This window comes from Streptomyces sp. NPDC005931, assembly GCF_042871235.1.
Taxonomy (GTDB): Bacteria; Actinomycetota; Actinomycetes; order Streptomycetales; family Streptomycetaceae; genus Streptomyces.
The window spans coordinates 52,198-76,446 of the sequence record NZ_JBIAIG010000002.1; the positions used below are offsets into that span (position 1 = coordinate 52,198).

At 70.7% G+C, this 24,249-nt stretch carries 24 protein-coding genes; 6 read left to right on the forward strand and 18 right to left on the reverse strand.

The genetic code is table 11. From position 1 onward, the window contains the following. Positions 1 to 8: 8 nt before the first annotated feature. Positions 9 to 341 (reverse strand): ATP/GTP-binding protein, encoded by a 333-nt coding sequence (locus ACFYOV_RS04130; RefSeq protein WP_389082564.1) that lies wholly within the window; start codon positions 339 to 341, stop codon positions 9 to 11. Between the two features lie 243 nt (positions 342 to 584). Between ACFYOV_RS04130 and ACFYOV_RS04135 the strand changes: the two genes are divergently transcribed. Next, positions 585 to 1,613 carry an LLM class flavin-dependent oxidoreductase gene (locus ACFYOV_RS04135; protein WP_389082567.1) on the forward strand — a complete coding sequence of 343 codons (1,029 nt, stop codon included), beginning with the start codon at positions 585 to 587 and terminating at the stop codon, positions 1,611 to 1,613. A gap of 87 nt (positions 1,614 to 1,700) precedes the next feature. Here ACFYOV_RS04135 and ACFYOV_RS04140 read toward each other — a convergent pair whose 3' ends face one another. Further along, positions 1,701 to 2,093, reverse strand: coding sequence for an SCO5389 family protein (locus tag ACFYOV_RS04140; RefSeq protein WP_389082569.1), 393 nt, complete (start codon positions 2,091 to 2,093; stop codon positions 1,701 to 1,703). Positions 2,094 to 2,381: 288 nt separating this feature from the next. Here ACFYOV_RS04140 and nucS point away from each other — a divergent pair, with 288 nt between their 5' ends. Continuing rightward, positions 2,382 to 3,053, forward strand: a complete 672-nt coding sequence (gene nucS, locus ACFYOV_RS04145) for an endonuclease NucS (protein ID WP_389082572.1) — start codon at positions 2,382 to 2,384, stop codon at positions 3,051 to 3,053. A 66-nt stretch (positions 3,054 to 3,119) separates the two neighbouring features. Here the strand turns inward: nucS and ACFYOV_RS04150 are convergent, their stop codons facing one another. The 3 genes from ACFYOV_RS04150 to ACFYOV_RS04160 form a co-directional block, all read right to left on the reverse strand. Next, on the reverse strand, positions 3,120 to 5,729 hold the full coding sequence (locus ACFYOV_RS04150; RefSeq protein ID WP_389082574.1) for an ATP-binding protein: 2,610 nt from the start codon (positions 5,727 to 5,729) through the stop codon (positions 3,120 to 3,122). Positions 5,730 to 5,994: 265 nt separating this feature from the next. After that, positions 5,995 to 6,318 (reverse strand): STAS domain-containing protein, encoded by a 324-nt coding sequence (locus ACFYOV_RS04155; protein ID WP_389082577.1) that lies wholly within the window; start codon positions 6,316 to 6,318, stop codon positions 5,995 to 5,997. A 151-nt stretch (positions 6,319 to 6,469) separates the two neighbouring features. Then, positions 6,470 to 7,318 (reverse strand): 3-hydroxyacyl-CoA dehydrogenase family protein, encoded by an 849-nt coding sequence (locus ACFYOV_RS04160; protein WP_389082579.1) that lies wholly within the window; start codon positions 7,316 to 7,318, stop codon positions 6,470 to 6,472. Between the two features lie 220 nt (positions 7,319 to 7,538). Here ACFYOV_RS04160 and ACFYOV_RS04165 point away from each other — a divergent pair, with 220 nt between their 5' ends. Continuing rightward, entirely contained in the window at positions 7,539 to 8,111 is a 573-nt protein-coding gene (locus tag ACFYOV_RS04165; RefSeq protein ID WP_389082582.1) for a cob(I)yrinic acid a,c-diamide adenosyltransferase, read from the forward strand. A gap of 13 nt (positions 8,112 to 8,124) precedes the next feature. Here ACFYOV_RS04165 and ACFYOV_RS04170 read toward each other — a convergent pair whose 3' ends face one another. Beyond that, on the reverse strand, positions 8,125 to 8,709 hold the full coding sequence (locus tag ACFYOV_RS04170; protein ID WP_389082584.1) for a hypothetical protein: 585 nt from the start codon (positions 8,707 to 8,709) through the stop codon (positions 8,125 to 8,127). A gap of 152 nt (positions 8,710 to 8,861) precedes the next feature. On the opposite strand from ACFYOV_RS04170, the gene ACFYOV_RS04175 reads away from it, so the two are divergent. From ACFYOV_RS04175 to ACFYOV_RS04185, 3 genes are all read left to right on the forward strand, one after another. Continuing rightward, positions 8,862 to 10,046, forward strand: a complete 1,185-nt coding sequence (locus tag ACFYOV_RS04175) for a sensor histidine kinase (protein WP_389082587.1) — start codon at positions 8,862 to 8,864, stop codon at positions 10,044 to 10,046. Then, on the forward strand, positions 10,043 to 10,684 hold the full coding sequence (locus ACFYOV_RS04180) for a response regulator (protein ID WP_389082589.1): 642 nt from the start codon (positions 10,043 to 10,045) through the stop codon (positions 10,682 to 10,684). The genes ACFYOV_RS04175 and ACFYOV_RS04180 overlap by 4 nt, the downstream gene beginning before the upstream one ends. A 126-nt stretch (positions 10,685 to 10,810) precedes the next feature. Beyond that, complete coding sequence (locus tag ACFYOV_RS04185; protein ID WP_389082591.1) at positions 10,811 to 12,637, forward strand: glycosyl hydrolase family 18 protein; 1,827 nt, start codon at positions 10,811 to 10,813, stop codon at positions 12,635 to 12,637. A gap of 101 nt (positions 12,638 to 12,738) precedes the next feature. Here ACFYOV_RS04185 and ACFYOV_RS04190 read toward each other — a convergent pair whose 3' ends face one another. The 12 genes from ACFYOV_RS04190 to glyA form a co-directional block, all read right to left on the reverse strand. After that, a complete protein-coding gene (locus ACFYOV_RS04190; protein WP_389082594.1) occupies positions 12,739 to 13,185 on the reverse strand; it encodes a DUF2550 domain-containing protein in 447 nt (148 codons plus the stop codon). Between the two features lie 129 nt (positions 13,186 to 13,314). Then, complete coding sequence (locus tag ACFYOV_RS04195; RefSeq protein ID WP_389082596.1) at positions 13,315 to 13,692, reverse strand: F0F1 ATP synthase subunit epsilon; 378 nt, start codon at positions 13,690 to 13,692, stop codon at positions 13,315 to 13,317. A 130-nt stretch (positions 13,693 to 13,822) separates the two neighbouring features. After that, positions 13,823 to 15,259, reverse strand: a complete 1,437-nt coding sequence (gene atpD, locus ACFYOV_RS04200) for a F0F1 ATP synthase subunit beta (protein ID WP_389082599.1) — start codon at positions 15,257 to 15,259, stop codon at positions 13,823 to 13,825. Then, complete coding sequence (locus ACFYOV_RS04205; protein WP_389082601.1) at positions 15,259 to 16,176, reverse strand: F0F1 ATP synthase subunit gamma; 918 nt, start codon at positions 16,174 to 16,176, stop codon at positions 15,259 to 15,261. Before ACFYOV_RS04205 ends, atpD begins: the two co-directional genes overlap by 1 nt. Positions 16,177 to 16,197: 21 nt before the next feature. Next, entirely contained in the window at positions 16,198 to 17,790 is a 1,593-nt protein-coding gene (atpA, locus tag ACFYOV_RS04210) for a F0F1 ATP synthase subunit alpha (RefSeq protein WP_389082605.1), read from the reverse strand. 132 nt (positions 17,791 to 17,922) lie between these two features. After that, positions 17,923 to 18,738 carry a F0F1 ATP synthase subunit delta gene (locus ACFYOV_RS04215; RefSeq protein ID WP_389082608.1) on the reverse strand — a complete coding sequence of 272 codons (816 nt, stop codon included), beginning with the start codon at positions 18,736 to 18,738 and terminating at the stop codon, positions 17,923 to 17,925. Then, positions 18,735 to 19,283, reverse strand: coding sequence for a F0F1 ATP synthase subunit B (locus ACFYOV_RS04220; RefSeq protein ID WP_389082610.1), 549 nt, complete (start codon positions 19,281 to 19,283; stop codon positions 18,735 to 18,737). Before ACFYOV_RS04220 ends, ACFYOV_RS04215 begins: the two co-directional genes overlap by 4 nt. Positions 19,284 to 19,322: 39 nt before the next feature. Continuing rightward, positions 19,323 to 19,559, reverse strand: a complete 237-nt coding sequence (gene atpE, locus ACFYOV_RS04225) for an ATP synthase F0 subunit C (protein WP_171118085.1) — start codon at positions 19,557 to 19,559, stop codon at positions 19,323 to 19,325. A 77-nt stretch (positions 19,560 to 19,636) separates the two neighbouring features. Continuing rightward, on the reverse strand, positions 19,637 to 20,407 hold the full coding sequence (gene atpB, locus ACFYOV_RS04230; RefSeq protein WP_389084031.1) for a F0F1 ATP synthase subunit A: 771 nt from the start codon (positions 20,405 to 20,407) through the stop codon (positions 19,637 to 19,639). A 273-nt stretch (positions 20,408 to 20,680) separates the two neighbouring features. Further along, positions 20,681 to 21,118, reverse strand: coding sequence for a hypothetical protein (locus ACFYOV_RS04235; RefSeq protein ID WP_389082613.1), 438 nt, complete (start codon positions 21,116 to 21,118; stop codon positions 20,681 to 20,683). Positions 21,119 to 21,427: 309 nt separating this feature from the next. Continuing rightward, on the reverse strand, positions 21,428 to 22,777 hold the full coding sequence (locus tag ACFYOV_RS04240; protein ID WP_389082616.1) for an MraY family glycosyltransferase: 1,350 nt from the start codon (positions 22,775 to 22,777) through the stop codon (positions 21,428 to 21,430). Positions 22,778 to 22,927: 150 nt separating this feature from the next. Further along, positions 22,928 to 24,166, reverse strand: coding sequence for a serine hydroxymethyltransferase (glyA, locus tag ACFYOV_RS04245; RefSeq protein ID WP_389082620.1), 1,239 nt, complete (start codon positions 24,164 to 24,166; stop codon positions 22,928 to 22,930). Between the last annotated feature and the right edge of the window lie 83 nt (positions 24,167 to 24,249).

The following is a 24,249-nucleotide window of genomic DNA, read 5'->3' on the forward strand; positions in this document are numbered from 1 at the left end:
CCGGCCGGTCAGGATCTGGGCGCGTCACGGGACCGCCGCACCCGCGTGGTGCGGCGGTCCCGCGCGTTCCAGCACGCCTTGTGCCAGTGCCGGCGGTCGTCGACGCCCGCGTGCTCGGGCCAGGTGACCACGTGCGGCACCCCGTCCGGGATCAACTGGTCGCACCCGGGGCAGCGGTACGCCTTGCCCTGTGCGCTGGCACCCGCGACGTGCCGCACGCTCCACTCCTCGCCCCGCCAGTGCTCGGTGGACTGCCAGCCGCCGTAGCGGCCGGGTCGGTCGTCCTCGGCGCTCCGGCCGGACGTACCGGCTCCCTTGGGTCGGTTGCGACGCGGGGACACAGAACACCTCACGGGGCTTCTACGGGATGCGCGGACCGCATCCCAGCCTACGCGGGTCCCCAGGGGGTACACGTACGCCGCCATACGTCACACGTCACCTTCCGGCGGACCCGGTGCCCCCACCCACCGGCGCATTCTGCAGACAATCCGCAAAGTCCCCCGCCCGGCCGTGTCCTCGGCACGTGTCAGACGGTTATGCCCTGTGGGGGAGCTCCGTGTCGGAGCCAAGGAAGCAGGTAAGCAATGCGCGTGGGAAGTTTTGTACTGGCCGCCCGGTTCCCGGGTCAGGGCGAGGGGGAGGCGCTGCACCGTGCGGTCCGCTCGGCCGAGGTGGCCGAGGAGGCCGGGCTGGACTCGGTCTGGCTGGCCGAGCACCACTTCGTGCCGTACGGCACCTGTCCGTCGGCGGTGACCCTGGCCGCGCTGCTGCTCGGCCGCACCCGCCGGCTGCGGGTCGGCACGGCGGTCAGCGTGCTGCCCACCGCCCACCCCGTGGCCCTCGGCGAGCAGGCCGCCCTGCTGCACGTCACCAGCGGCGGACGGTTCTCCCTGGGGGTGGGACGCGGCGGGCCGTGGGTCGATCTGGAGGTGTTCGGGGCCGGCCTGGAGGCGTACGAGCAGAGGTTCCCGGAATCGCTCGATCTGCTGCTGCGCTGGCTGCGCGAACCCACCGTCGCGGCCGACGGCGAGCGCTTCCGGTTCCGTGAGGTCCCGGTCGTGCCGCGCCCGTCGGAGGCGCTCACGGACGCCGGGGGCCCGGAGGTCGTGGTCGCCTGCACGTCTCCGGCGAGCGTGCGGCTGGCGGCCGAGCGCGGGCTGCCGATGCTGCTCGGCATGCACGTCGGGGACGAGGAGAAGGCCGAGATGGTCGGCCTGTGGCGGCGGCACGCCCGGGCGTGCGGGCGGTCCCCGGAGGAGGTCCACCAGGCGGCGCACGTCTCGGCCGGGATCTGCCAGATCGCCGACCGGCGCACGGACGCGGTCGAGACCCTGCTGAAGGCGATGCCGGGCTGGCTGCGGCAGGGCCTCGAGGCGCACATCACGGTGGACGGGCGGCTGCGGCAGATGCGCGATCCGCTGGCGTACACCGAACTGCTCTGCGGCCTGCACCCGGTGGGCACGCCGCGGCTGTGCGCCGACCGCCTCGCGGCGACCGGGGAGCGGACCGGCATCTCCCGCTTCGCCCTGCTCGTCGAGGGATCCGGCGACCTGGCGGCGACCGAGGAGAACGTACGGCGGCTCGGGACCGAGGTACTCCCCCAACTCACCTGAGCGAGCGGGGGGTTCCACGGAGGCTTGCCGCCCCGGTACCCACTGCACCTCCTGCGTGCGGAGCGGCAAGCGTACGAATGGGGCGCGTCAGCAGTCGCGCAGTTCCGGCGACTGGTTCAGCAGCTGACTGCGGACCGAGGTGAAGCGGGCCAGCGTCTCGTCGACCGAGGACTCAAGCGGGAACACGGCCACCCGGTGGCAGTTCTGGAAGGCCAGCCGTACACCGAAGTGCCGTTGCAGCGCGCCGCGTATCGCGTCACTCGCGAGCGCACGCAGCAGCTGACCGCGTGCCTGCTCGTCCGGCGGGGGCGTCTGGTTGTCGGCGAAGGCTCCGCCGTCCACCTTCAGCTGGGCCACCAGGGAGCTGATCATCTCCCACGCGTAGGGCAGGGAGGTCCGGACGCAGTCGACGAAGTCAGCTTCGTCGACCTCGCCTCGCTCGGCCTGTTCGAGTAGGGCCGGTGAGACGTCGAGCGACATGGGTTCTCCTCTCGCACCCCCAACGAGCAGGGGTTGCCTGACAGATAGGGGAGTCCGCGACATCGGACACGCTGCGTACACACCTCGCGACCTCCCGTTCACTACGGTAAGCAACGGACCGTGACCGCACCAGGAGAATGCCGGTATGGGGAACTTCCTGTGGGCCGGTAATCGGCCATCGCGGAACACGCGTTTTCCAGGAGATTCGGGACGCGCCGCACGGGTCACCGGGGTCTGCTGTGAGGGCGAATCGCGCCGGGCCGGGGCTGTCGAGTAGCGTTGCCGACCATGCGTCTCGTCATTGCCCGCTGCTCCGTGGACTACGCCGGGCGGCTCACCGCGCACCTGCCCTCGGCACCCCGTCTGATCCTGGTGAAGGCGGACGGCAGCGTGTCCATTCATGCCGACGACCGGGCCTACAAGCCCCTCAACTGGATGTCGCCGCCCTGCACGCTGAAGGAGGGCACGGGCGACGAGGAGGGCGTCTGGACCGTCGTCAACAAGGCGGGCGAGAAGCTCATCATCACGATGGAGGAGGTCCTGCACGACTCCTCGCACGAACTCGGTGTCGATCCTGGCTTGATCAAGGACGGTGTCGAGGCCCACTTGCAGGAGCTGCTCGCCGACCGCATCGAGACCCTGGGCGAGGGGTACACCCTCATCCGCCGCGAGTACCCGACGGCCATCGGGCCGGTGGACATCCTGTGCCGGGACGCCGACGGGCGGACCGTCGCGGTGGAGATCAAGCGGCGGGGGGAGATCGACGGCGTGGAGCAGCTCACCCGCTACCTCGAACTGCTGAACCGCGACCCCCATCTGGCCCCGGTCCGCGGCATTTTCGCCGCCCAGGAGATCAAGCCCCAGGCCCGGGTCCTGGCCACCGACCGCGGCATCGGCTGCCAGGTCCTCGACTACGACGCCCTGCGCGGCATCGAGGACGACAAACTCCGCCTGTTCTGACCGCCGTACGGGCCACGGGCCGGGCTCCCCTCGGGGGGCCCGGCCCGTTCGTCCGCTCCGGGGGCGTCAGATGAGCGTCCCGGCGCCGTCCGGGGTGCCCGTGCCGCCGCTCTCCGGGGCGCTCGCCGTCGTGCTCGCCTCCGCCGGCGCGGAGGACGCCGGGCCGCTGGCCGTGTCGCTGGTCTCCGGGGGCGGGGGCTCGGAGCTGGGCGTCGTCGGCGGTGTCGTCTCGGTCTCCGTCGGCTGGTCGGTCGGTGTCGACGGGGTCGAGGGACTGGTCGGCGGCTTGGTGGACTGGGACGGCTTGGACGTGGGCGGCTTCGAGGTCGTCCCGGACGGCGACTTCGACGGTTTGCCCTGGTCCGGGCTGTCGCTCGGGTCGTCCGACGGCCCGCCCGACGTGGAGGCCGTGGGCGTCGGGTCGTCGGAGGTGCCGAGGGTGCCGTCCGGGCCGGGGTCGGTGGGCCGGCTCGTGGCCTCGCCGGTGTCGCCGCCCTCTTCGGCCGCCGGGTCGGCGCCCAGGCTGCCGTCGTCGATGCCCTGGCTCGCGGACGGGTTGACACCGACCCGGTCGGACGGGTTGGTGGCGTCGTTCTCCGACGTGGCGCCGAGGGTCACCACCGTGCCCAGCACGGCCACGAGCAGCGCGCCCGCGCCGGCCGCCACGAGGTTGCGCCGGGCCATGCCCTTCAGACCGCCGCCGCCCGCCCTGCCCGCGGGCACGGGGGTGGGCGACGGCGCGGTGCGGTGGACGATCAGCGCGGTGTCGGCCGGCGGCTGGAGCTCGGGGAAGGCGGCCGGAACCCCACGGGGCGGCGGGGCCGACTCCTCGTGGCGGGCGTCGGGCACCTCCTCCCCCGCGGTGGGCGCGAGGGCCAGCGGCGTGCCGGAACGGTCCGCGACCAGGGCCAGCGCCCGGCGGCCGGCGACCGTGCCGCGCTTGTCGGCGAGGGCGCCGCGCAGCCCGATGGCCGCCTCGAGTTCGGCACGGGCCCGGTCCAGTCGTCCCGCGCACAGCGCGTGGATGCCGAGCTCGTGGTGGAAGTACGCCTGTTCCGCAACGTCCCCGGCGAGCCGCGCGGCCTCCGCGCCCGCCCGCAGCGCGCGTTCCCAGGCGCTCCAGTGCAGGCCCGCGGCGAACGCCGGCGCCGCGGTGCGGGCCAGCTCCACGGCCGGGCTCTGCGCGTCCTCGGCGGCCGTGGACGCTCCCTCCGGGTCGGCCGGGGCGGGGAGCTGGGCCATGGTCAGCGGCGCCAGCACACCGAGCGCGGCGAGCACCGCGTCGGCCTCGGCGCACACCCGCTCCGGGGTGACCGAGGGGTGCCCGGCCCACCAGGCGTAGTGCCGGGCGGCGGTGAGGGCCTGCGCCTCGGTCTCGTCGCCGTATCCGACGGCCTCCAGCTGGGCCGGCACACCGGCGGCGAGGCGGTAGCGGGAGCCGACCGGGGTGGCCAGGCCGCAGCCCACCAGCTCACCCAGCGCGGCGTCGGCGTGGGTGTCGCCGACCAGCGCGGGCAGATGCGCCTGGTGGGGCACCTCGCCGCCGAGCGCGACGGCGAACCGCAGGGTGGCGCGGGCGGAGGCGCTGAGCCGGGAGGCGAGCAGCGGGGCGGGCGCGGCGGCCTCACCGAGCGAGGGCAACGGGATCTCGTCGCCGTCGCCGGTGTCGTACGCCAGGTCCTCGGGCCGCGCGTCCTCGAAGACGCCGAACTCGTCGACGGCGCTGGTGCCGGCCCGCAGCCGGTCGCGCTGCCGCAGCAGGGCACCGGCCTGGACGAAGCGCAGCGGCAGGCCCTCGGACTCGAACCACAGGTCCCCGGCCCAGTTGGCCTCCTCCTCGGTGAGGCGGCGGCCGACGGCGTGCTCCAGCAGGTCGAGGCCGGCCGCGCGGTCGAGTCCCTCGAGGACGACCTCCTCGACGCCCGCGTCGGCGGACGGTACGGGCACGTCCGGGGTGGCGCCGATCAGGAAGGCGCACTCGGGAGTGGCGTCCAGCAGCTCGTCGAGGGCCGCGCCGCCGAACTCGATGTCGTCGAGCACGACGACCGCGCCTATCTCGCGGGCGAGGTCGAGCAGCTCCTCCCGTTCCGGTCGGTACAGCGAGGCGCTGTAGACGGCGTAGAAGAGGTCGTACAGCAGTTCCTCGGCAGTGCGCCGGTGGCCGCTGAGGCGGATCACGCCGTCGGGGGCGAGATCGGCGCAGTCCTCGGCGACGACGTCGAGCAGCCGGGTGCGGCCGGATCCGGCCGGGCCGGTGAGGCGCACGGAGCGGCCGCGGGCGAGCAGCCGGACCAGTTGCTCGCGCTCGTCCTGGCGGGAGAGCAGCGGCAGCGCCGGGCGGGCGGGCCCCGGGGGGACGGGCGGCTTGGCGGCGCGCTCCACCTCGGCGCGCTCGGCCTCCGTCAGCTTTCCGGGGCGGGCGGGCCGTTCGGTGGGCGGGCAGCGCTCCATCTCGCTGCCGTCGACCGGGTTGACGGTGAGCAGGAAGTCGCCGGAGACGAGCTGCACGGTGCGGGCGAGTGCGGGCGGCGCGTGCTGCCCGAAGTCGGATACGAGGGCGTCCCTGGGAGGGCGCTGGCGCGGTGCGTTGCCCGGCCCGGTCTCGAATGTGCTCGACCGGGAGGTGCCTCCGTCGTCGTGGCCGTACTCCTCGGGTCCCCGGTTGTTCGGGTCCATAGGTCCTAGCCCCCCAAAAGCGTCGTGTGCCTGAAGCCCCTCCCGGCCTTACTGCACACCGCGCTGTCGCTTCTGGTCCGGGCCCGCTCGAGGGTTGCAAGGCAGCGGGCAGCCAGACCCTAAACCTTCGCTCAGTATCTACGACAGTCCGGGGTACCGCGCCGTCCGAGACGTCACAGTCTCGTGAGGATTGTGCGTGCGCCGCATGGTTCGCCGAGGTCGGCCCGGGTCTTCCAGACCCTTCCGGTTCCCACGGTTACCGGCCTCACACCCGGGGCAGTGTGTCCACCCCGATGCCCCCCTCGATCGCCAGGATGCGGTGCAGCCGGGTGGCCACCAGCAGGCGCTGCATCTGCGGCGGGACACCGCGCAGCACCAGGCGCCGGCCGCAGCGGCCGGCCCGCCGGTGGGCCCCCATGATCACCCCGAGGCCGGTGGCGTCCCAGGAGTCCAGTTCGGACAGGTCGAGCACCAGGTCGCCGACTCCGTCGTCGACGGCCGAGTGCAGGACCGTACGGGCGTCCGCCGCGCTGCGGACGTCGAGGCGGCCCCCGACGACCAGCTCGGCGTGGTCGCCCCTGATGTGCATATGCGCTCCCCGTGCGTGCGTCTCGTGCTCCGCGTTCGTGATGACAGTGATGCAACCTCTGACTGCGTGGAGTCGACAGAGGTTGCTCCTTGTAAGCGAACCGATACCGAATTCACCCTGGCGCGTGATGCTCGCCGGGGCACCTGCGGTGTCAGTGCTTGTAGAAGCCCTGCCGGCTCTTGCGGCCGATGTCACCGGCGTCAACCATCCGGCGCATCAGCTCGGGAGCCGCGAACTTCTCGTCCTGCGACTCCGTGTAGATGTTGTCGGTGGCGTGCAGCAGGATGTCGACGCCGGTGAGGTCCGCGGTGGCCAGCGGACCCATGGCGTGCCCGAAGCCCAGTTTGCAGGCCACGTCGATGTCCTCGGCACTCGCCACGCCCGACTCGTACAGCTTCGCGGCCTCGACGACGAGGGCGCAGATGAGACGGGTGGTCACGAAGCCGGCGACGTCCCGGTTGACGACGATGCAGGTCTTGCCGACCGACTCGGCGAACTCGCGCGCCCTGGCGAGGGTTTCGTCGCTGGTCTTGTGGCCGCGGACCAGCTCGCACAGCTGCATCATCGGCACCGGCGAGAAGAAGTGCGTGCCGACGACCCGCTCCGGATGCTCCGTCACAGCCGCGATCTTGGTGATCGGGATGGCGGAGGTGTTCGAGGCGAGCACCGCGTCCTCGCGGACGATCTTGTCGAGGGCGCGGAAGATCTCGTGCTTGACCTCGAGCTTCTCGAAGACGGCCTCGACGACGACGTCCGCGTCGCCGCAGGCGTCCAGGTCGGTGGTCGCCGTGATCCGGGCGAGGGCGGCCTCGGCGTCGTCCGCCGCCAGCTTGCCCTTGCTCACGAACCTGTCGTAGGACGCCTTGATCCCGTCGGTTCCCCGCGCGAGTGCCTCGTCGGTCACGTCGCGCAGGACGACGTCCCAGCCCGCCTGGGCGGAGACCTGGGCGATGCCGGATCCCATGAGACCGGCCCCGATGACGGCGAGCTTGCGTGCCACTGTGCGACTCCCCTGATACGCGCTGTCCATGTCCTCTCGGGCGGACACTAGCGGGCGAGAGGGTCCGTGTGACCGGTAAGTAATGCGCGTCACGTCTCACATGACGGACGTCACACCGGGGAGGGTCACGCGGCGCGCCGGACGGCTCAGTTGGCCGCGAGTGCCGTGACCGTGGGCACACGAGGGTTACGGACGGCCGGAGCGTAACTAGGCTGGCCGCATGGTCAATCTGACGCGCATCTACACCCGCACCGGCGACAAGGGCACCACGAACCTCGGTGACATGAGCCGGGTCCCGAAGACGGACCTGCGGATCGCCGCCTACGCCGACGCCAACGAGGCGAACGCGGTGATCGGCACGGCGATCGCGCTGGGCGGTCTGGAGGAGGACATGGTCGCGGTCCTCACGCGGGTGCAGAACGACCTGTTCGACGTGGGCGCGGACCTGTCGACCCCCGTCGTGGAGAACCCGGAGTTCCCGCCGCTGCGGGTGGAGCAGTTCTACATCGACAAGCTGGAGGCGGACTGCGACCGCTTCAACGAGCGCCTGGAGAAGCTGCGCTCCTTCATCCTGCCGGGCGGTACGGCGGGCGCGGCCCTGCTGCACCAGGCGTGCACCGTCGTGCGCCGGGCCGAGCGCTCCACCTGGGCCGCCATGGAGGTGCACGGCGAGACGATGAACCCCCTCACCGCCACCTACCTCAACCGCCTCTCGGACCTGCTGTTCATCCTGGCCCGTGTCGCGAACGGGGAGGCCGGCGACGTGCTGTGGGTGCCGGGCGGGGAGCGCTGATCCCCCGCCGGGTTCAGCGCCGGGCGCTCTCCCTCTCCTCGGCGCCGTGCTCCCGGGACGCGCCCGCCGGGGCCTTCTTCGGCCAGATCCAGTACGCCAGGGCCACCAGGCCGTGGATGCCGGCGGCACGCCAGGCGGCGTAGCGCCAGCTCTCCAGGGTGCCGGTGCGGCTCGCGTCGTCGACGTACCAGACGGCCAGCTGGAGCAGCACGGTGGCGACGGCCGCCCCGGTGAGGGTGCCCAGCCAGACCCTCGTCTCGTGCCGGGCCCGGGCGGTGCCGTAGCGCGGCGGCCCGACCGGCCTCGGGGCGCCGCCCAGCCGGTGCGCGGCGTGTCCGTCGAGCCACTTCACCGTGCGGTGGCCGTGCCCGACCGTGTAGCCGATGTAGAGCGCGGCCAGACCGTGCGTCCAGTCCGGCTCGGCGCCGTGCTTCAGGTCCAGTGCGGTGGCGACCAGCAGAACGACCTCCAGCAGCGGTTCGCACAGCAGCAGCGCCAGCCCCAGGCGCGGCATCCGGAACACGTACCGGCAGGCGAGGCCGGCGGCCAGCAGCACCCAGAAGCCGATCTCGCAGGCGGCGATCAAGGCGACGATCACGGTTCGCTCCTCTCGGTCACCCTCTCAGGCTCCCGTGCGGACCGGCCGGATTCGTCGTCGCCACCGACGAACCCGCGGTACATCGAAAGATGCAGTACGGGACCGTTCCGCAGCATCAGGCACCGCCTGGTCGCGCCGTGTTGGATGGTGCCATGGCGTCACGACTCCCCCGCCCCCACCGGATCGACGTGTGGGCCGCGCTCGCCGGACTGCTCGGCGGGCTGCTGCTGTGGGGGCTCGGGCTGGGCACCCGGCGGGCCGACGACCCGATCGTGCTGTTCGACGGCCGCTGGCCGCTGCTCGTCCCGCTCGCCGTGATGGCGGGCTGCGAGCTGCTGCGCCGCACCGCCCCGCGCACCGCCCTGCTGCTCGGCACCCTGGCCCTGGCCGTGGACCTCTTCACCCGGGGCAGCCTCGCCACGTACGCGATGTACACCGACCTGATGTACGCCGCCGTCCTGTACGGCCCGCCCTCCGCGGCCCGTCGCATCCCCCGGATCACCGGGCTGCTGACGATCGCCGGGACGCTGGTGCCGTACGCGGTGTGGCGGGTGCCCGAGGCGCTGCTGATCGGTGTGGGCGTCGGTGTCCTGGCGTTCGGGCCCGCGACGACCGGCCTCACCGTGCGCAACCACCGCGATGCCGCGGAGGCCGCCCGGCTGCGGGCCGAACAGACCGCGCTGCTCGCCGAGATGGACCGTGCCCAGGCGGTCGTCGCGGAGCGCGCCCGCATGGCGCGGGAGCTGCACGACATGGTGGCCAACCATCTCTCCGCGATCGCCATCCACTCCACGGCCGCGCTCTCCCTGGACGACCCGGCGACCTCCCGCGACGCGCTCGGCGTGATCCGGGAGAACAGCGTGGCGGGGCTCGACGAGATGCGCCGCCTGATCGGCATTTTGCGCGACGGCGCCGCCGACCGGGAACCGGCGGCCACCCCCACCCTGGAGGGGCTCGGCGCACTGGTGGCGGGCGCCCGGGCCAACGGCCTGGACGTGACGCTCCGGGCCGAGCACGGCACGGTTCCCGCGCCGGTCGAGCTGGCCGCGTACCGGATCGTGCAGGAGTCGCTGACCAACGCCCTCAAGCACGCCGCCCCGGGGCCCGTGCGCGTCCTGCTGCGGCAGGACGACGGCACGCTCGACGTCCGCGTCACGAGTCCGCACGGGGACCGGGACGGCCCGCGCGCCCCCGGTTCCGGTGCCGGTCTGGTGGGCATGCGGGAGCGGGCCGCCCTGCTGCGCGGCTCGTTCGAGGCGGGCCCCGAGGACTCGGCCGACGGCACGGTCTGGGCCGTACGCGCCGCCCTCCCCCTCACCGAAGGAGACCCCGAATGATCCGCGTCCTGGTCGCCGAGGACCAGTCCGCCGTCCGCGCCGGACTGGTCCTCATCCTGCGCAGCGCCCCCGACATCGAGGTGGCCGGCGAGGCGGCGGACGGCGAGCAGGCGGTGGCACTCGCCCGGGAGCTGCGCCCGGACCTGGTGCTGATGGATGTGCAGATGCCGCGCCTGGACGGGGTGTCGGCGACCCGGCAGGTGGTGGCGGAGGGGCTGGCCGACGTGCTGGTGCTGACCACCTTCGACCTGGACGAGTACGTGTTCGGGGCGCTGCGGGCCGGGGCCGCCGGGTTCCTGCTGAAGAACACGGAGGCCAAGGACCTGATCGCGGCGGTGCGCACGGTGGCGCGCGGGGAGGGCATCGTCGCCCCGGCCGTCACCCGGCGGCTCATCTCCGAGTTCGCGGCGGGGTCCACCCGCCGGGCGACGGCGGATCCGGCGGTGCTGGACTCGCTCACCCGGCGCGAGCGCGAGGTGCTGTCCTGCCTCGGCGAGGGGCTGTCCAACGCCGGCATCGCGGACCGGCTCGACATGGCCGAGGCGACGGTGAAGACGCACGTCAGCCGCCTGCTGGGCAAGCTGGGACTGCGCAGCAGGGTTCAAGCGGCCGTGCTGGCCCAGGAATTGGGGATCTAAGGGGAGCGCCGGGACACTGGTCCAGACCTATTGACCTGTGGTCCAGACCTTTCTATTCTCGCGGCACTGCGGGCGTGATGGCTCAGTCATGCCCACACCCCCCGTACACACAAGAGGAGGCGCAACATGCGCTTCAGACACAGAGCCGCGGCAGGGCTCGCGACCCTGGTGCTCCCCTTCACCGGGCTCGTCGCGCTCGCGGGCCCCGCCCAGGCCGCGACGTCCGCGACCGCCACCTACGCCAAGACCCAGGACTGGGGCTCCGGCTTCGAGGGCAAGTGGACGGTGAAGAACACCGGCACCACCACCCTCAGCAACTGGACCGTCGAGTGGAACTTCCCGGCCGGCACCAAGGTCACCTCCGCCTGGGACGCCACGGTCACCAACTCCGGTGACCACTGGACCGCCAAGAACCTCAGCTGGAACGGCACCCTCGCCCCCGGGGCGTCGGTCTCCTTCGGGTTCAACGGCACCGGCTCCGGCGCGCCCGCCGACTGCAAGCTGAACGGCGGCAGTTGCGACGGCGGCACGGACGTTCCCGGCGACAGCCCGCCCAGCGCTCCCGGCGCCCCCACCGCGTCGGGCGTCACCGACACCTCGGTGAAGCTGAGCTGGTCCGCCGCGACCGACGACAAGGGCGTCAAGAACTACGACGTGCTGCGCGACGGCGCCAAGGTCGCCACCGTGACGAGCACCTCGTACACGGACACCGGCCTGACCAAGGGCACGGACTACTCGTACTCCGTCCAGGCCCGCGACACCGCTGACCAGACCGGTCCGGTCAGCGGCTCGGTGAAGGTCCGCACCACGGGCGGCACCGAGGAACCACCGCCCACCGGCGACAAGGTCAAGCTGGGCTACTTCACCAACTGGGGCGTCTACGGACGCAACTACCACGTGAAGAACCTGGTCACCTCCGGCTCCGCCGCGAAGATCACGCACATCAACTACGCCTTCGGCAACGTCCAGGGCGGCAAGTGCACGATCGGTGACGCCTACGCCGACTACGACAAGGCCTACACGGCCGACCAGTCCGTCGACGGTGTCGCCGACACCTGGGACCAGCCGCTGCGCGGCAACTTCAACCAGCTGCGCAAGCTGAAGGCCAAGTACCCGCACATCAAGGTGCTGTGGTCGTTCGGCGGCTGGACCTGGTCCGGCGGCTTCCCCGACGCCGTGAAGAACCCGGCCGCCTTCGCCAAGTCCTGCCACGACCTGGTCGAGGACCCGCGCTGGGCCGACGTCTTCGACGGCATCGACCTGGACTGGGAGTACCCGAACTCCTGCGGTCTGAGCTGTGACACCACCAGCGCGAAGAACGCCTTCAGCAGCATGATGAAGGCCATGCGCGCCGAGTTCGGCAACGATCTGGTCACCGCGGCCACCACCGCGGACGCCTCCGACGGCGGCAAGATCGACGCCGCCGACTACGGCGAGGCCGCGAAGTACGTCGACTGGTACAACGTGATGACGTACGACTTCTTCGGCGCCTGGGCGAAGAACGGCCCGACCGCCCCGCACTCGCCGCTGACCTCGTACGCCGGCATCCCGCAGGCGGGCTTCAACTCCGCCGACGCGATCGCCAGGTTCAAGGCCAAGGGAGTCCCGGCGAGCAAGCTGCTCCTTGGCATCGGCTTCTACGGCCGCGGCTGGACCGGCGTCACCCAGTCCGCCCCCGGCGGCACCGCCACGGGGCCGGCGACCGGCACCTACGAGCAGGGCATCGAGGACTACAAGGTCCTCAAGACCTCCTGCCCGGCCACGGGAACCATCGCCGGGACGGCCTACGCCCACTGCGGCACCAACTGGTGGTCCTACGACACCCCGGCCACGATCAACACCAAGATGGCCTGGGCCAAGAACCAGGGCCTGGGCGGCGCCTTCTTCTGGGAGTTCAGCGGCGACACCACCAACGGTGAGCTGGTGGGCGCCATCGACAGCGGACTGAGGTGACCGCGGGACGGGGCTCGCCACGAGCTCCGTCGATCACCCGGGCGACATGAACACTCCCCCGGACCACGTCCGGGGGTACCCCACCCAGCGGGTGAACGAGGCTACGCCACGTTCACCCGCTGACCCGGTGGGGCCGCCTCGAGCCACGCGAGGAAACCGGTCAGCGCGTCCTCGCTCATGGCGAGCTCCAGGCGCGTGCCCCGGTGCAGACAGGCGAGGACCACCGCGTCGGACAGCAGCGCCAGCTCCTCCTCGCCCTCGGGAAGACGGCGGCCGGCCACCTCGATCGCGGAACGCTCCAGGATGCGGCGCGGACGGGGAGCGTAGGAGAAGACCCGGTACCACTCGACCCGGTCGCCGTTGTAGCGGGCCACCCCGTAGGCCCAGCCCTTGCCGCCGGGATCGCCCCCCTCGGGGACCTCCCAGCGCAGACTGCAGTCGAAGGTCCCGCCGGAGCGCTGGATCAGCCGGCGGCGCAGACCGAAGACGAACAGTGCCGCCACCACGAGCGCCACGACAATTCCGCACACAGTCAGAGCGAGGACCATCGGCACCGACCTCCTCGTCTCCTAGGTAACGGAACGGAAAAATCATCCAGATCTGCCTCAGCCGCGACCGGCTCCGGATTGCTCCGGTGCCGGCCGCGGCTGAGTGACGTCATCTACACGACGCTGGGTTCAGCGCGCCGCCGTCGCCGCGCGCAGTCGGACGCCCGCACGGCGCTGGGCCGAGGCGTCCGCCTCGGCCTTCGCGCGCTCGAGCGCCCGCTCGGCGCGCTGGACGTCGATCTCGTCCGACAGCTCGGCGATCTCGGCCAGCAGCGAGAGCTTGTTGTCCGCGAACGAGATGAAACCGCCGTGCACCGCGGCGACGACCGTCCCACCATCATTCGTACGGATGGTCACCGGGCCCGACTCCAGCACACCGAGCAGCGGCTGGTGACCGGGCATGACGCCGATGTCGCCGGACGTGGTGCGCGCGACGACCAGGGTGGCCTCGCCGGACCAGACCTCTCGGTCGGCCGCGACCAGCGCGACGTGCAGCTCAGCAGCCAAGGTGGCTCCTCGGGTCACCACCCGGCGGGTCTGCCGGGTGTTGGTTACAAGTCTAGTAGGCGTGGGAGAGGGGGCGGGACGCGCCCGCCCCCTCGGGTGTGAGCCCGGGGGCTCACGGCGAGCGCGAGGCTCAGGAGACGCCCAGCTCCTTCGCGTTCTTCTTCAGGTCCTCGATGCCACCGCACATGAAGAACGCCTGCTCCGGGAAGTGGTCGTACTCGCCGTCGCAGATCGCGTTGAAGGCCGCGATCGACTCTTCCAGCGGGACGTCCGACCCGTCGACGCCGGTGAACTGCTTGGCGACGTGGGTGTTCTGGGACAGGAAGCGCTCCACGCGACGGGCACGGTGGACGACGAGCTTGTCCTCCTCGCCGAGCTCGTCGATACCGAGGATCGCGATGATGTCCTGCAGGTCCTTGTACTTCTGCAGGATGTTCTTCACCCGCATGGCCGCGTCGTAGTGGTCCTGCGCGATGTAGCGCGGGTCCAGGATGCGGGACGTGGAGTCCAGCGGGTCCACGGCCGGGTAGATGCCCTTCTCGGAGATCGGACGGGACAGAACCGTCGTCGCGTCGAGGTGGGCGAAGGTGGTGGCCGGGGCCGGGTCGGTCAGGTCGTCCGCGGGGACGTAGATCGCCTGCATGGAGGTGATCGAGTGACCACGGGTCGAGGTGATGCGCTCCTGGAGGAGGCCCATCTCGTCGGCCAGGTTCGGCTGGTAGCCCACCGCGGAGGGCATGCGGCCGAGCAGGGTCGACACCTCGGAGCCCGCCTGGGTGAAGCGGAAGATGTTGTCGATGAAGAACAGCACGTCCTGCTTCTGGACGTCACGGAAGTACTCGGCCATGGTGAGGCCGGCCAGCGCGACGCGCAGACGGGTGCCCGGGGGCTCGTCCATCTGACCGAAGACCAGCGCGGTCTTGTCGATGACGCCCGACTCGCTCATCTCGTCGATGAGGTCGTTGCCCTCACGGGTGCGCTCACCGACACCGGCGAACACCGACACACCGTCGTGGTTGTTGGCAACGCGGTAGATCATCTCCTGGATGAGCACCGTCTTGCCGACGCCGGCACCACCGAACAGACCGATCTTGCCGCCCTTGACGTACGGGGTCAGCAGGTCGATGACCTTGACGCCGGTCTCGAACATCTCGGTCTTCGACTCGAGCTCGTCGAAGTTCGGCGCCTTGCGGTGGATCGGCCAGCGCTCACCGTCGTAGGACTCGTTGACGTTCAGCACCTCACCGAGGGTGTTGAACACCTTGCCCTTGGTGAAGTCGCCGACCGGCACGGAGATCGAGGCGCCGGTGTCCGACACCGGGGCCTGGCGGACCAGGCCGTCGGTGGGCTGCATGGAGATGGTGCGGACCAGGCCGTCACCCAGGTGCTGGGCGACCTCCAGGGTCAGCGTCTTGAGCTCGCCCTCGTTCGCCGGGTCGGCGACCTGAACGTGCAGGGCGTTGTAGATGTCCGGCATCGCGTCGACGGGGAACTCCACGTCGACGACCGGGCCGATGACCCGGGCGACGCGGCCCGTAGCCGTCGCGGTCTCAACAGTGGTGGTCATTAGCTGTCACTCCCCGCGGTCGCGTCGGCCAGGGCGCTCGCGCCACCGACGATCTCGCTGATTTCCTGGGTGATTTCGGCCTGGCGGGCCGCGTTGGCAAGACGGGAGAGCGTGTTGATCAGCTCGCCCGCGTTGTCGGTGGCCGACTTCATCGCACGCCGCGTGGCGGCGTGCTTGGAAGCGGCCGACTGGAGCAGCGCGTTGTAGATCCGGCTTTCGACATAGCGCGGCAGCAGGGCGTCGAGGACGTCCTCCGCCGAGGGCTCGAAGTCGTACAGCGGAAGGAGCTCGCCCTTGGTGGCGGTCTCCTCCGTGACCTCTTCGAGGCGCAGCGGAAGCAGCCGGGCATCCACCGCGGTCTGCGTCATCATCGAGACGAACTCGGTGTAGACGATGTGGAGTTCGTCCACGCCGCCGTCCGCCGTCTCCTTCTCGATGGCCTCGATCAGCGGAGCCGCGACCTTCTTGGCGTCCGCGTACGAGGGCTCGTCGGTGAAGCCCGTGAACGACTCCGCGACCTTGCGCTCACGGAAGTTGTAGTGGGCGACACCGCGGCGGCCGACGATGTACGCGTCGACCTGCTTGCCCTCGCGCTCGAGGCGCTCGGTCAGCTGCTCCGCCGCCTTGATCGCGTTGGCGTTGAAGGCGCCGGCCAGACCGCGGTCGCTCGTGAGGAGCAGGACCGCGGCACGGGTCGGGTTCTCCGCCTCGGTGGTCAGCGGGTGCTTGGTGTTCGAACCGGTACCGACCGCCGTGACCGCACGGGTCAGTTCCCGCGCGTAGGGCGTGGAGGCCGCCACCTTGCGCTGCGCCTTGACGACGCGCGAGGCGGCGATCATCTCCATCGCCTTGGTGATCTTCTTGGTCGCGGTGACGGATCGGATGCGACGCTTGTAGACCCGGAGCTGAGCTCCCATGAGTCAGGTCCCTTCCTTACGTCACTTGGCGGCAGCGGCCGGAGCGTCCTCGCCGAGCAGCTTGCCGTCGCTCGTCTCGAACTGCTTCTTGAAGTCCGCGATCGCCTCGGCCACGGCCTGGAGGGTGTCGTCGGACATCTTGCCGCCCTCGCGGATGGAGGTCATGAGGCCCTGCTCCTTGCGGTGCAGGTACTCGAGGAGCTCCTTCTCGAAGCGGCGGATGTCCGCGACGGGGACGTCGTCCATCTTGCCGGTGGTGCCGGCCCAGACGGAGACGACCTGGTCCTCGGTGGACATCGGCTGGTACTGGTTCTGCTTCAGCAGCTCGACCATGCGCTGACCGCGCTCCAGCTGCGCCTTCGACGCGGCGTCCAGGTCGGAACCGAAGGCGGCGAACGCCTCCAGCTCGCGGAACTGGGCGAGGTCCACGCGCAGACGGCCGGAGACCTGCTTCATCGCCTTGTGCTGGGCGGAGCCACCGACGCGGGACACGGAGATACCGACGTTCAGGGCCGGGCGCTGACCGGCGTTGAACAGGTCGGACTCCAGGAAGCACTGGCCGTCGGTGATGGAAATGACGTTGGTCGGGATGAACGCCGACACGTCGTTGGCCTTGGTCTCGACGATCGGCAGACCGGTCATCGAGCCGGCGCCCATGTCGTCGGAGAGCTTGGCGCAGCGCTCCAGCAGCCGGGAGTGCAGGTAGAAGACGTCACCCGGGTAGGCCTCGCGGCCCGGCGGGCGGCGCAGCAGCAGCGACACGGCGCGGTAGGCGTCGGCCTGCTTCGACAGGTCGTCGAAGATGATCAGGACGTGCTTGCCCTCGTACATCCACTGCTGACCGATGGCCGAGCCGGTGTACGGCGCCAGGTACTTGAAGCCGGCCGGGTCGGACGCCGGGGCGGCGACGATGGTCGTGTACTCCAGCGCGCCGTTCTCCTCCAGCGCGCGGCGGACCGACGCGATGGTCGAGCCCTTCTGGCCGATGGCGACGTAGATGCAGCGGACCTGCTTGTTCGGGTCGCCGGTGCGCCAGTTGTCACGCTGGTTGATGATCGTGTCGACGGCCAGGGCGGTCTTGCCGGTCTGACGGTCACCGATGATCAGCTGACGCTGACCACGGCCGATCGGGGTCATCGCGTCGACGGCCTTGTAGCCCGTCTCCATGGGCTCGTGCACCGACTTGCGCTGCATGACCGTGGGGGCCTGCAGCTCGAGGGCGCGGCGGCCCGAGGTCTCGATCTCGCCGAGGCCGTCGATCGGGTTGCCGAGCGGGTCGACGACGCGGCCGAGGTACCCCTCGCCCACTGCCACGGAGAGCACCTCGCCGGTACGGGTGACCGGCTGCCCCTCCTCGATGCCGCTGAACTCACCGAGGACGATGGCACCGATCTCGCGCTCCTCGAGGTTGAGGGCGAGGCCGAGGGTGCCGTCCTCGAACTTCAGCAGCTCGTTGGCCATGGCCGAGGGCAGGCCCTCGACCTTCGCGATGCCGTCGCCGGCAAGGGTGACCGTACCGACTTCCTCGCGCGAGGCCGCGTCCGGCTTGTACGACTGGACGAAGTTCTCCAGCGCGTCCCGGATCTCCTCCGGCCGGATCGTGAGCTCCGCCATCTGAGTTCCCTGCTCTCCTTGTTGGGCCCGAAGTTTCACTTTGGGGGGATGGGGACTCCCCCCAACAGGAGGTGAATCCTCTGCACGGCCCAACCAGGGCCGTAATTACGTACTGCCTTATGAATATTGCTGCTAGCTCGCCAGCCGGCGGCTCGCGTCTTCCAGCCGGTCCGCGAGGGAGCCGTTGATGACCTCGTCGCCGACCTGCACCCGGATCCCGCCGAGGACCTCGGGGTCCACGTCGAGGTTGAGGTGCATCGGGCGGCCGTAGAGCTTCGCGAGGGCGGCGCCCAGGCGCTGCTTCTGCGTGTCGCTCAGCGGTACCGCGGAGGTGACCACGGCGACCATGCGGTTGCGGCGGTCGGCGGCGAGCTTGGACAGGGACTCCAGTCCCGACTCCAGGCTACGTCCCCGCGGCGCCGTCACAAGACGCGTGACCAGACGCTCGGTGGCCGCGTTGGCCCTGCCCCCGAGGAGGCTGCGCAGCAGCTCGCCCTTGGCGGAGGTGGTGGCCTTGCGGTCGGTCAGCGCGGCGCGCAGCTCGGTGTTCGAGGCGACGATCCGGCCGAAGCGGAACAGCTCGTCCTCGACGTCGTCGAGCCCGCCGGCCTTCTGGGCGGCGGTGAGGTCGGCGAGGTTCGCCAGCTCCTCCAGCGCGTCCACCAGGTCGCGGGACTGCGACCAGCGGGAGCGCACCATGCCGGAGAGCAGATCCGCGGCCGGGCCGCTGACCTGGGTGCCGAACAGGCGCCGGGCCAGCTCGGCCTTGGCCTCACCGGCCTGCGCCGGGTCGGTGAGGACCCGACGCAGCGACACCTCGCGGTCGAGCAGCGCGGTGACGGCGGCCAGCTCGTCGGCGAGCGAGCCCGCGTCCACGGACGTGGAGTCCGTCAGGGCGTCGAGACGCTCACGTGCGGCTGCCAGGGCCTCGCGGCTCGCTCCGTTCATCGCGCGGCCTCGGCCTTCTGGTCGAGCTCGTCGAGGAAGCGGTCGATGACGCGGCTCTGCCGGGCGTGGTCCTCGAGGGACTCGCCGACGAGCTTGCCGGCCAGGTCGGTGGCGAGCTTGCCGACGTCCTGCCGCAGCGCGGACGCGGCGGCCTTGCGGTCGGCCTCGATCTGGGCGTGACCGGCGGCGACGATCTCCTCGCGCTGCCGCTGGCCCTCGGCCCGCATCTCGGCGATGAGCGCGGCACCCTGCTCCTGCGCCTCCTGGCGCAGACGCGCGGCCTCGTGCCGGGCCTCGGCGAGCTGTGCCTTGTACTGCTCAAGGACGCTCTGGGCCTCGACCTTCATGGCCTCGGCCTCTTCGATACCGCCTTCGATCGCCGCTCGGCGCTCCTCCAGAACCTTGTTGATGTTCGGAAGCAGCTTCTTCCAGAAGAAGAAGAACACGATGGCGAAGGCGATGGTGCCGACGAGCAGCTCGGGACCCGGAGGAACGAGCGGGCTCTGCTCCTCCTCGGCCGCCAGCTGTACCAGGTTGGCGATCACATCAGTGCCTTTCGTCGAAAGGTGTCAGGTGGCTAAGGCTTAGCGACCGAACACGAACGGCATGACGATGCCGATGAGGGCGAGCGCCTCACAGAAGGCGAAGCCGAGGATCTGGTTGGCACGGATCAGGCCGGCGGCCTCGGGCTGACGGGCGAGGGCCTGGGTGCCGTTACCGAAGATGATGCCGACGCCGATGCCGGGGCCGATGGCGGCGAGGCCGTAGCCGATGGAGCCGAGCGAACCGGTGACAGCGGCGAGGGTCTCAGTGGCAGCCATGCTGATTCTTCCTTCTCTTTCATGGACCGGCGGGGGTTGGCCACCGGACGTCTGGGGGGCTTGGGGTGCGGTGGGGCTCAGTGGTGCTCGGCGAGAGCGCCCTGGATGTACGAGCAGGCGAGGAGCACGAAGACGTACGCCTGGACGGCCTGCACGAAAAGCTCGAAGAGGATCATGGCGACGGTCATCATGAAGGAGACGCCGGCCGCCGGGATCATCCAGCTGTTCAGCAGGTACCAGGAGGCGACGGTGAACATCACCAGCATCAGGTGACCGGCGAACATGTTCGCGAACAGTCGCACCGCGTGCGTGAAGGGCCGGACGAGCGTGTTCGAGAAGAACTCGATGATCATGACGAGCGGCAGCACGCCGCCGAGCGACTTGTCGTAGCCGGTCAGGTTCTTGAACCCGCCCACGAAGCCGTGCCGCTTGAAGGTGAGCGACATCCACAGGACGTAGACGACGACCGCCAGGACGATCGGGTACGCGATGATCGACGAGACCGGGAACTGGGCCAGCGGAATCACGGACCAGATGTTCATGATCCAGATGAAGAAGAAGAGCGAGACCATGAGGGGGACGTACTTCTCCCCCTCCTTCTTCCCGAGGGTCTCGTAGACGATGCCGCGGCGGACGAAGTCGTAACCGGCCTCGCCGACCATCTGGAGCTTGCCCGGCACCACCTTGGCCTTGCCGAAGGCCGCGTAGAAGAAGCCGATGACGAGGATGGTGGTGATGATGGCGAGCAGCATCACCTTGTTGAACTCGAACCCTCCGACCGTGGCGATCGGCTGGAAGAGGAACGAGTGCAGGCCCGGAGCCGGAAAACCACACCCGTTGTCGGACATGATCCGACAGCTCCAGTCAAAGGCGAGCTGGGTCTGGTCAGCACTCACCGCGGGCTCCTTCGGCGTGACGCATGGGTACGGCAACCTCGTTGTGTCGGCGCGGCGCACAGCCGCGGGTCGGCACCGGACAGGTGTTACGGATGTGGGGGCGGCTGGGGGGCATCAAGCCTCGCGAATATGCAGGCGTCAGCTCGGATGCCCGCGCCCGCGATGCCGCAGTTGGCACCGGACGATAGCAGGAGTTCCGACTGGTCTTTATCCCGCCCCTACCCGTCACGACGACGGCCCCGTCTTCTCGGACTTCTCGCTCTTCTGGGGCTCGGGATCGACGTAGAAGATCTTGGCCTTCATGTGCGCACGGGCCTGCGCGCCCATCCACACGACCGTCGCGACGACGAGCGCGATCGCGAACGCCTGCGGGTTGAAGAGGGACGTGTCCTTGAAGAGGGCGACGAAGATCAGGAGCAGCAGGAGCTGGGCGACGTAGAGCATCAGCCCCATGGCCTGGAACAGCTGAGGGAGCGATTTCGCGGTCCATTGCAGGACGTACAGGCCGATCCCCATGAACAGGACGGCCAGCACCACCCCGACCGCCGCTCCGAGAGCGCCCTTGCCGCCGGCCACCGCACCACTGACGGCAACGGCGACCGCACCGGCAGCGGCTGTGGGCACAGCGCACTGCAGAAGGTTCCGGGCGTCATTGGACGGCATGGCGGCAGCTCCGCTTTTCACAGGGGGCAAGGGGTGTCGTCATGGACGAGCGTAGTCCCCCGGGAGGAGTGTGAAGACCTCACACCAATGGACCGTCGCACTACGGTCCTTCGGCTCTATCCGGGGTTCTCGTGAACCGTATCACAAACTATTTGATGCAGTCTTTACCTGAGCGGTGTGCTGACTGTCACACATGAGAGTGAATCTGCGCGTCTGAGCGAAAACTCGACCGCCTTGTCTGATATTGCGGCGGTTCGCACCCCCATCAGAGCCTCACGGTTTGGCAATGCTCTCGTCAGATTCTTACCTTCACCGTGAGCTTCCGGCCTTGCGCCGGCCCTCCGGACGGGACCGGTGGCCCACGGCGGTGGCGCCGTTGGCGCCGGCCACCCCCACCGCGACGGGAGCGCGGCGGTCCGGGTTCTGCGTGCCGTCGGCGGGCACGTCGCCGGTCGCGGGCGTGGACGCGTCGGGGGCGACCGCGGGCGCGCGGCGGCGCCGGTAGCGCGGGGGCACGAAGTGCTCCGCCCAGCGCGGGGCGCGGGGAGTGAAGCGCGGCAGCAGCAGGAGCCCCAGACCGATCGCGCTGAGGAACACCACGCTCAGGACGATCCACATCGACGCCGAGTTCACGGAGTAGGCGAGCGCGCCGAAGGCGATCAGCGCCGACCAGAAGTACATGATCAGCACGGCCCGGCTGTGCGAGTGACCGATCTCCAGCAGCCGGTGGTGCAGGTGCCCCCGGTCCGCCGCGAACGGCGACTGGCCGCGCCAGGTGCGCCGCACGATGGCCAGGATCAGGTCGGCGGCCGGCACCGCGATGATGGTCAGCGGCAGGATCAGCGGAATGTAGACCGGCACCGTCTGGTGCACGGCCTCCTTCTCCGAACCGACGTACAGGTTCAGCGCGTCCGGGTCGACCTGACCGGTGACCGAGATCGCGCCGGCGGCGAGGACCAGGCCGATGAGCATCGAGCCGGAGTCGCCCATGAAGATCCGCGCCGGGTGCATGTTGTGCGGCAGGAAACCCAGGCACATGCCCATCAGGACGGCCGAGAAGAGCGTCGCGGGGGCGGCGGCCTCGATGCCGTACGAGTACCAGATGCGGTAGGCGTACAGGAAGAACGCCGCGGCGGCGATGCACACCATGCCGGCCGCGAGACCGTCCAGGCCGTCGACGAAGTTGACGGCGTTGATGGTGATGACGACGAGCGCGACCGTGAGCAGAGTGCCCTGCCACTGGGTGAGCGCGACCGAGCCGACGCCCGGGACGGGCAGCCACAGAATGGTCAGGCCCTGCATGACCATCACGCCGGCGGCGATCATCTGGCCGCCCAGCTTGATCAGGGCGTCGATCTCGAACTTGTCGTCCAGGACCCCGATCAGCCAGATGAGCGCCGCTCCGGAGAGCAGCGCCCGTGGTTCGTTGGACTTCTCGAAGAGCTGACTGAGATTGGTGAGGTGGTCGGCGACGAGCAGGCCCGCGCACAGGCCGAAGAACATCGCGATGCCACCGAGCCGCGGTGTGGGTTCGCGGTGCACGTCACGCGCCCGGATCTCCGGCATCGCCCCCGCCACGATCGCGAACTTCCGCACCGGCCCGGTCAGCAGGTACGTCACCGCGGCCGTGATGCAGAGCGTCAGGAGGTATTCACGCACGGGCTTCCCCACAGGTCTCGCTGGCCATCTCAGCCCCACACCCTAGCGATGCGCGCATATGTGTGAGGACTGCCGGGTAGCGACGATGGTTGCACGAGTGGCTGTGCACGCACGTGCGCCTACCCCGGGACGCGGCGCTCAGTACGGCCGCTACCGCGGATACGGCGGGAACGCCGCGGCCAGTTCCCGTACCTCCGCCCGGGTCCGCGCGACGTCCGTCCCTCCCCGGAGGACCCCGGCGAGGAGCGCGGCGATGCGGGCCATCTCACGCTCCCCCATGCCCTGCGTGGTGACCGCCGCCGTGCCCAGGCGCAGGCCGCGGGCGTCCGCGTGCGGCAGCGCGCAGCAGTCCAGGACGATCCCGGCGGCGGCGACCCGGCCGCGGGCGGTGCGTCCGTCGACTCCGAGCGGGGCGGGGTCGGCGGTGATCAGGTGGGTGTCGGTGCCGCCGGTGGTGACGGCCATCCCCTCGGCGGCGAGCCCGGCGGCGAGCGCCCTGGCGTTGGCGACGGCCTGGTGGGCGTACGCGGCGAACGCGGGGGTGGCGGCCTCGCCGAAGGCGACCGCCTTGGCGGCGATGGTGTGCATCTGCGCGCCGCCCTGGGTGAACGGGAAGACGGCACGGTCGACGCGTTCGGCCAGTTCGGCGCCGCACAGGAGCATGCCGCCGCGGGGGCCGCGGAGCACCTTGTGGGTCGTGGCGCAGACGATGTCGGCGTAGGGCACCGGGCTGGGGGCCGCTCCCCCGGCCACCAGCCCGATGGGATGGGCCGCGTCGGCGATCAGATACGCGCCCACCTCGTCGGCGACCTCGCGGAAGAACGCGTAGTCGAGGTGGCGGGGGTAGGCGATGGAGCCGCACACGACGGCCTTGGGGCGGTGCGTACGGGCGAGGGCGCGCACCTGGTCGTGGTCGACGAGGCCGGACTCGGCGTCGACGCCGTAGCCGACGAAGTCGAACCAGCGGCCGGAGAAGTTCGCGGGCGAACCGTGGGTGAGGTGGCCGCCGTGCGGCAGGCCGAGGGCGAGCACCGTGTCACCGGGGCGCAGCAGGGCCGCGTAGGCGGCCAGCACGGCCGAAGAGCCGGAGTGCGCCTGCACGTTGGCGTGCTCGGCGCCGAACAGGGCCTTGGCCCGCTCGACGGCCAGGCGCTCGGCGACGTCGACGATCTCGCAGCCTCCGTGGTGCCGGGCGCCCGGGTATCCCTCGGCGTACTTGTTGGCCAGGGGCGAGCCGAGGGCGGCCAGCACGGCCGGCGAGGTGAAGTTCTCCGCGGCGATCAGCTGGAGGGTGGTCGCCTGGCGCTCGCGCTCTCCCAGCAGGACGTCGGCGAGCTCGGGGTCCTGCCGCCGCAGGACATCGGCCTCGAGGGCATGGGTGACCGTCATGGTGGGCTCCCGGGCGTCGGCACTGACGTACGACCAATGTAGGCCGCGCCCCCCTGCACCGCGCGGCCGTTGCACCTCTCGGA

What these genes read in the sequence shown, in the direction of transcription:
- ACFYOV_RS04155 (WP_389082577.1), bottom strand. Translation starts at nt 6,318, where the DNA reads ATGCACATCAGGGGCGACCACGCCGAGCTGGTCGTCGGGGGCCGCCTC.
- ACFYOV_RS04235 (WP_389082613.1), bottom strand. Translation starts at nt 21,118, where the DNA reads ATGCCGTCCAATGACGCCCGGAACCTTCTGCAGTGCGCTGTGCCCACA.
- atpA (WP_389082605.1), bottom strand. Translation starts at nt 17,790, where the DNA reads ATGGCGGAGCTCACGATCCGGCCGGAGGAGATCCGGGACGCGCTGGAG.
- ACFYOV_RS04135 (WP_389082567.1), top strand. Translation starts at nt 585, where the DNA reads ATGCGCGTGGGAAGTTTTGTACTGGCCGCCCGGTTCCCGGGTCAGGGC.
- ACFYOV_RS04150 (WP_389082574.1), bottom strand. Translation starts at nt 5,729, where the DNA reads ATGGACCCGAACAACCGGGGACCCGAGGAGTACGGCCACGACGACGGA.
- ACFYOV_RS04140 (WP_389082569.1), bottom strand. Translation starts at nt 2,093, where the DNA reads ATGTCGCTCGACGTCTCACCGGCCCTACTCGAACAGGCCGAGCGAGGC.
- ACFYOV_RS04180 (WP_389082589.1), top strand. Translation starts at nt 10,043, where the DNA reads ATGATCCGCGTCCTGGTCGCCGAGGACCAGTCCGCCGTCCGCGCCGGA.
- glyA (WP_389082620.1), bottom strand. Translation starts at nt 24,166, where the DNA reads ATGACGGTCACCCATGCCCTCGAGGCCGATGTCCTGCGGCGGCAGGAC.
- atpE (WP_171118085.1), bottom strand. Translation starts at nt 19,559, where the DNA reads ATGGCTGCCACTGAGACCCTCGCCGCTGTCACCGGTTCGCTCGGCTCC.
- ACFYOV_RS04205 (WP_389082601.1), bottom strand. Translation starts at nt 16,176, where the DNA reads ATGGGAGCTCAGCTCCGGGTCTACAAGCGTCGCATCCGATCCGTCACC.
- ACFYOV_RS04165 (WP_389082582.1), top strand. Translation starts at nt 7,539, where the DNA reads ATGGTCAATCTGACGCGCATCTACACCCGCACCGGCGACAAGGGCACC.
- ACFYOV_RS04190 (WP_389082594.1), bottom strand. Translation starts at nt 13,185, where the DNA reads ATGGTCCTCGCTCTGACTGTGTGCGGAATTGTCGTGGCGCTCGTGGTG.
- ACFYOV_RS04215 (WP_389082608.1), bottom strand. Translation starts at nt 18,738, where the DNA reads ATGAACGGAGCGAGCCGCGAGGCCCTGGCAGCCGCACGTGAGCGTCTC.
- ACFYOV_RS04175 (WP_389082587.1), top strand. Translation starts at nt 8,862, where the DNA reads ATGGCGTCACGACTCCCCCGCCCCCACCGGATCGACGTGTGGGCCGCG.
- ACFYOV_RS04185 (WP_389082591.1), top strand. Translation starts at nt 10,811, where the DNA reads ATGCGCTTCAGACACAGAGCCGCGGCAGGGCTCGCGACCCTGGTGCTC.
- atpB (WP_389084031.1), bottom strand. Translation starts at nt 20,407, where the DNA reads ATGTCCGACAACGGGTGTGGTTTTCCGGCTCCGGGCCTGCACTCGTTC.
- atpD (WP_389082599.1), bottom strand. Translation starts at nt 15,259, where the DNA reads ATGACCACCACTGTTGAGACCGCGACGGCTACGGGCCGCGTCGCCCGG.
- nucS (WP_389082572.1), top strand. Translation starts at nt 2,382, where the DNA reads ATGCGTCTCGTCATTGCCCGCTGCTCCGTGGACTACGCCGGGCGGCTC.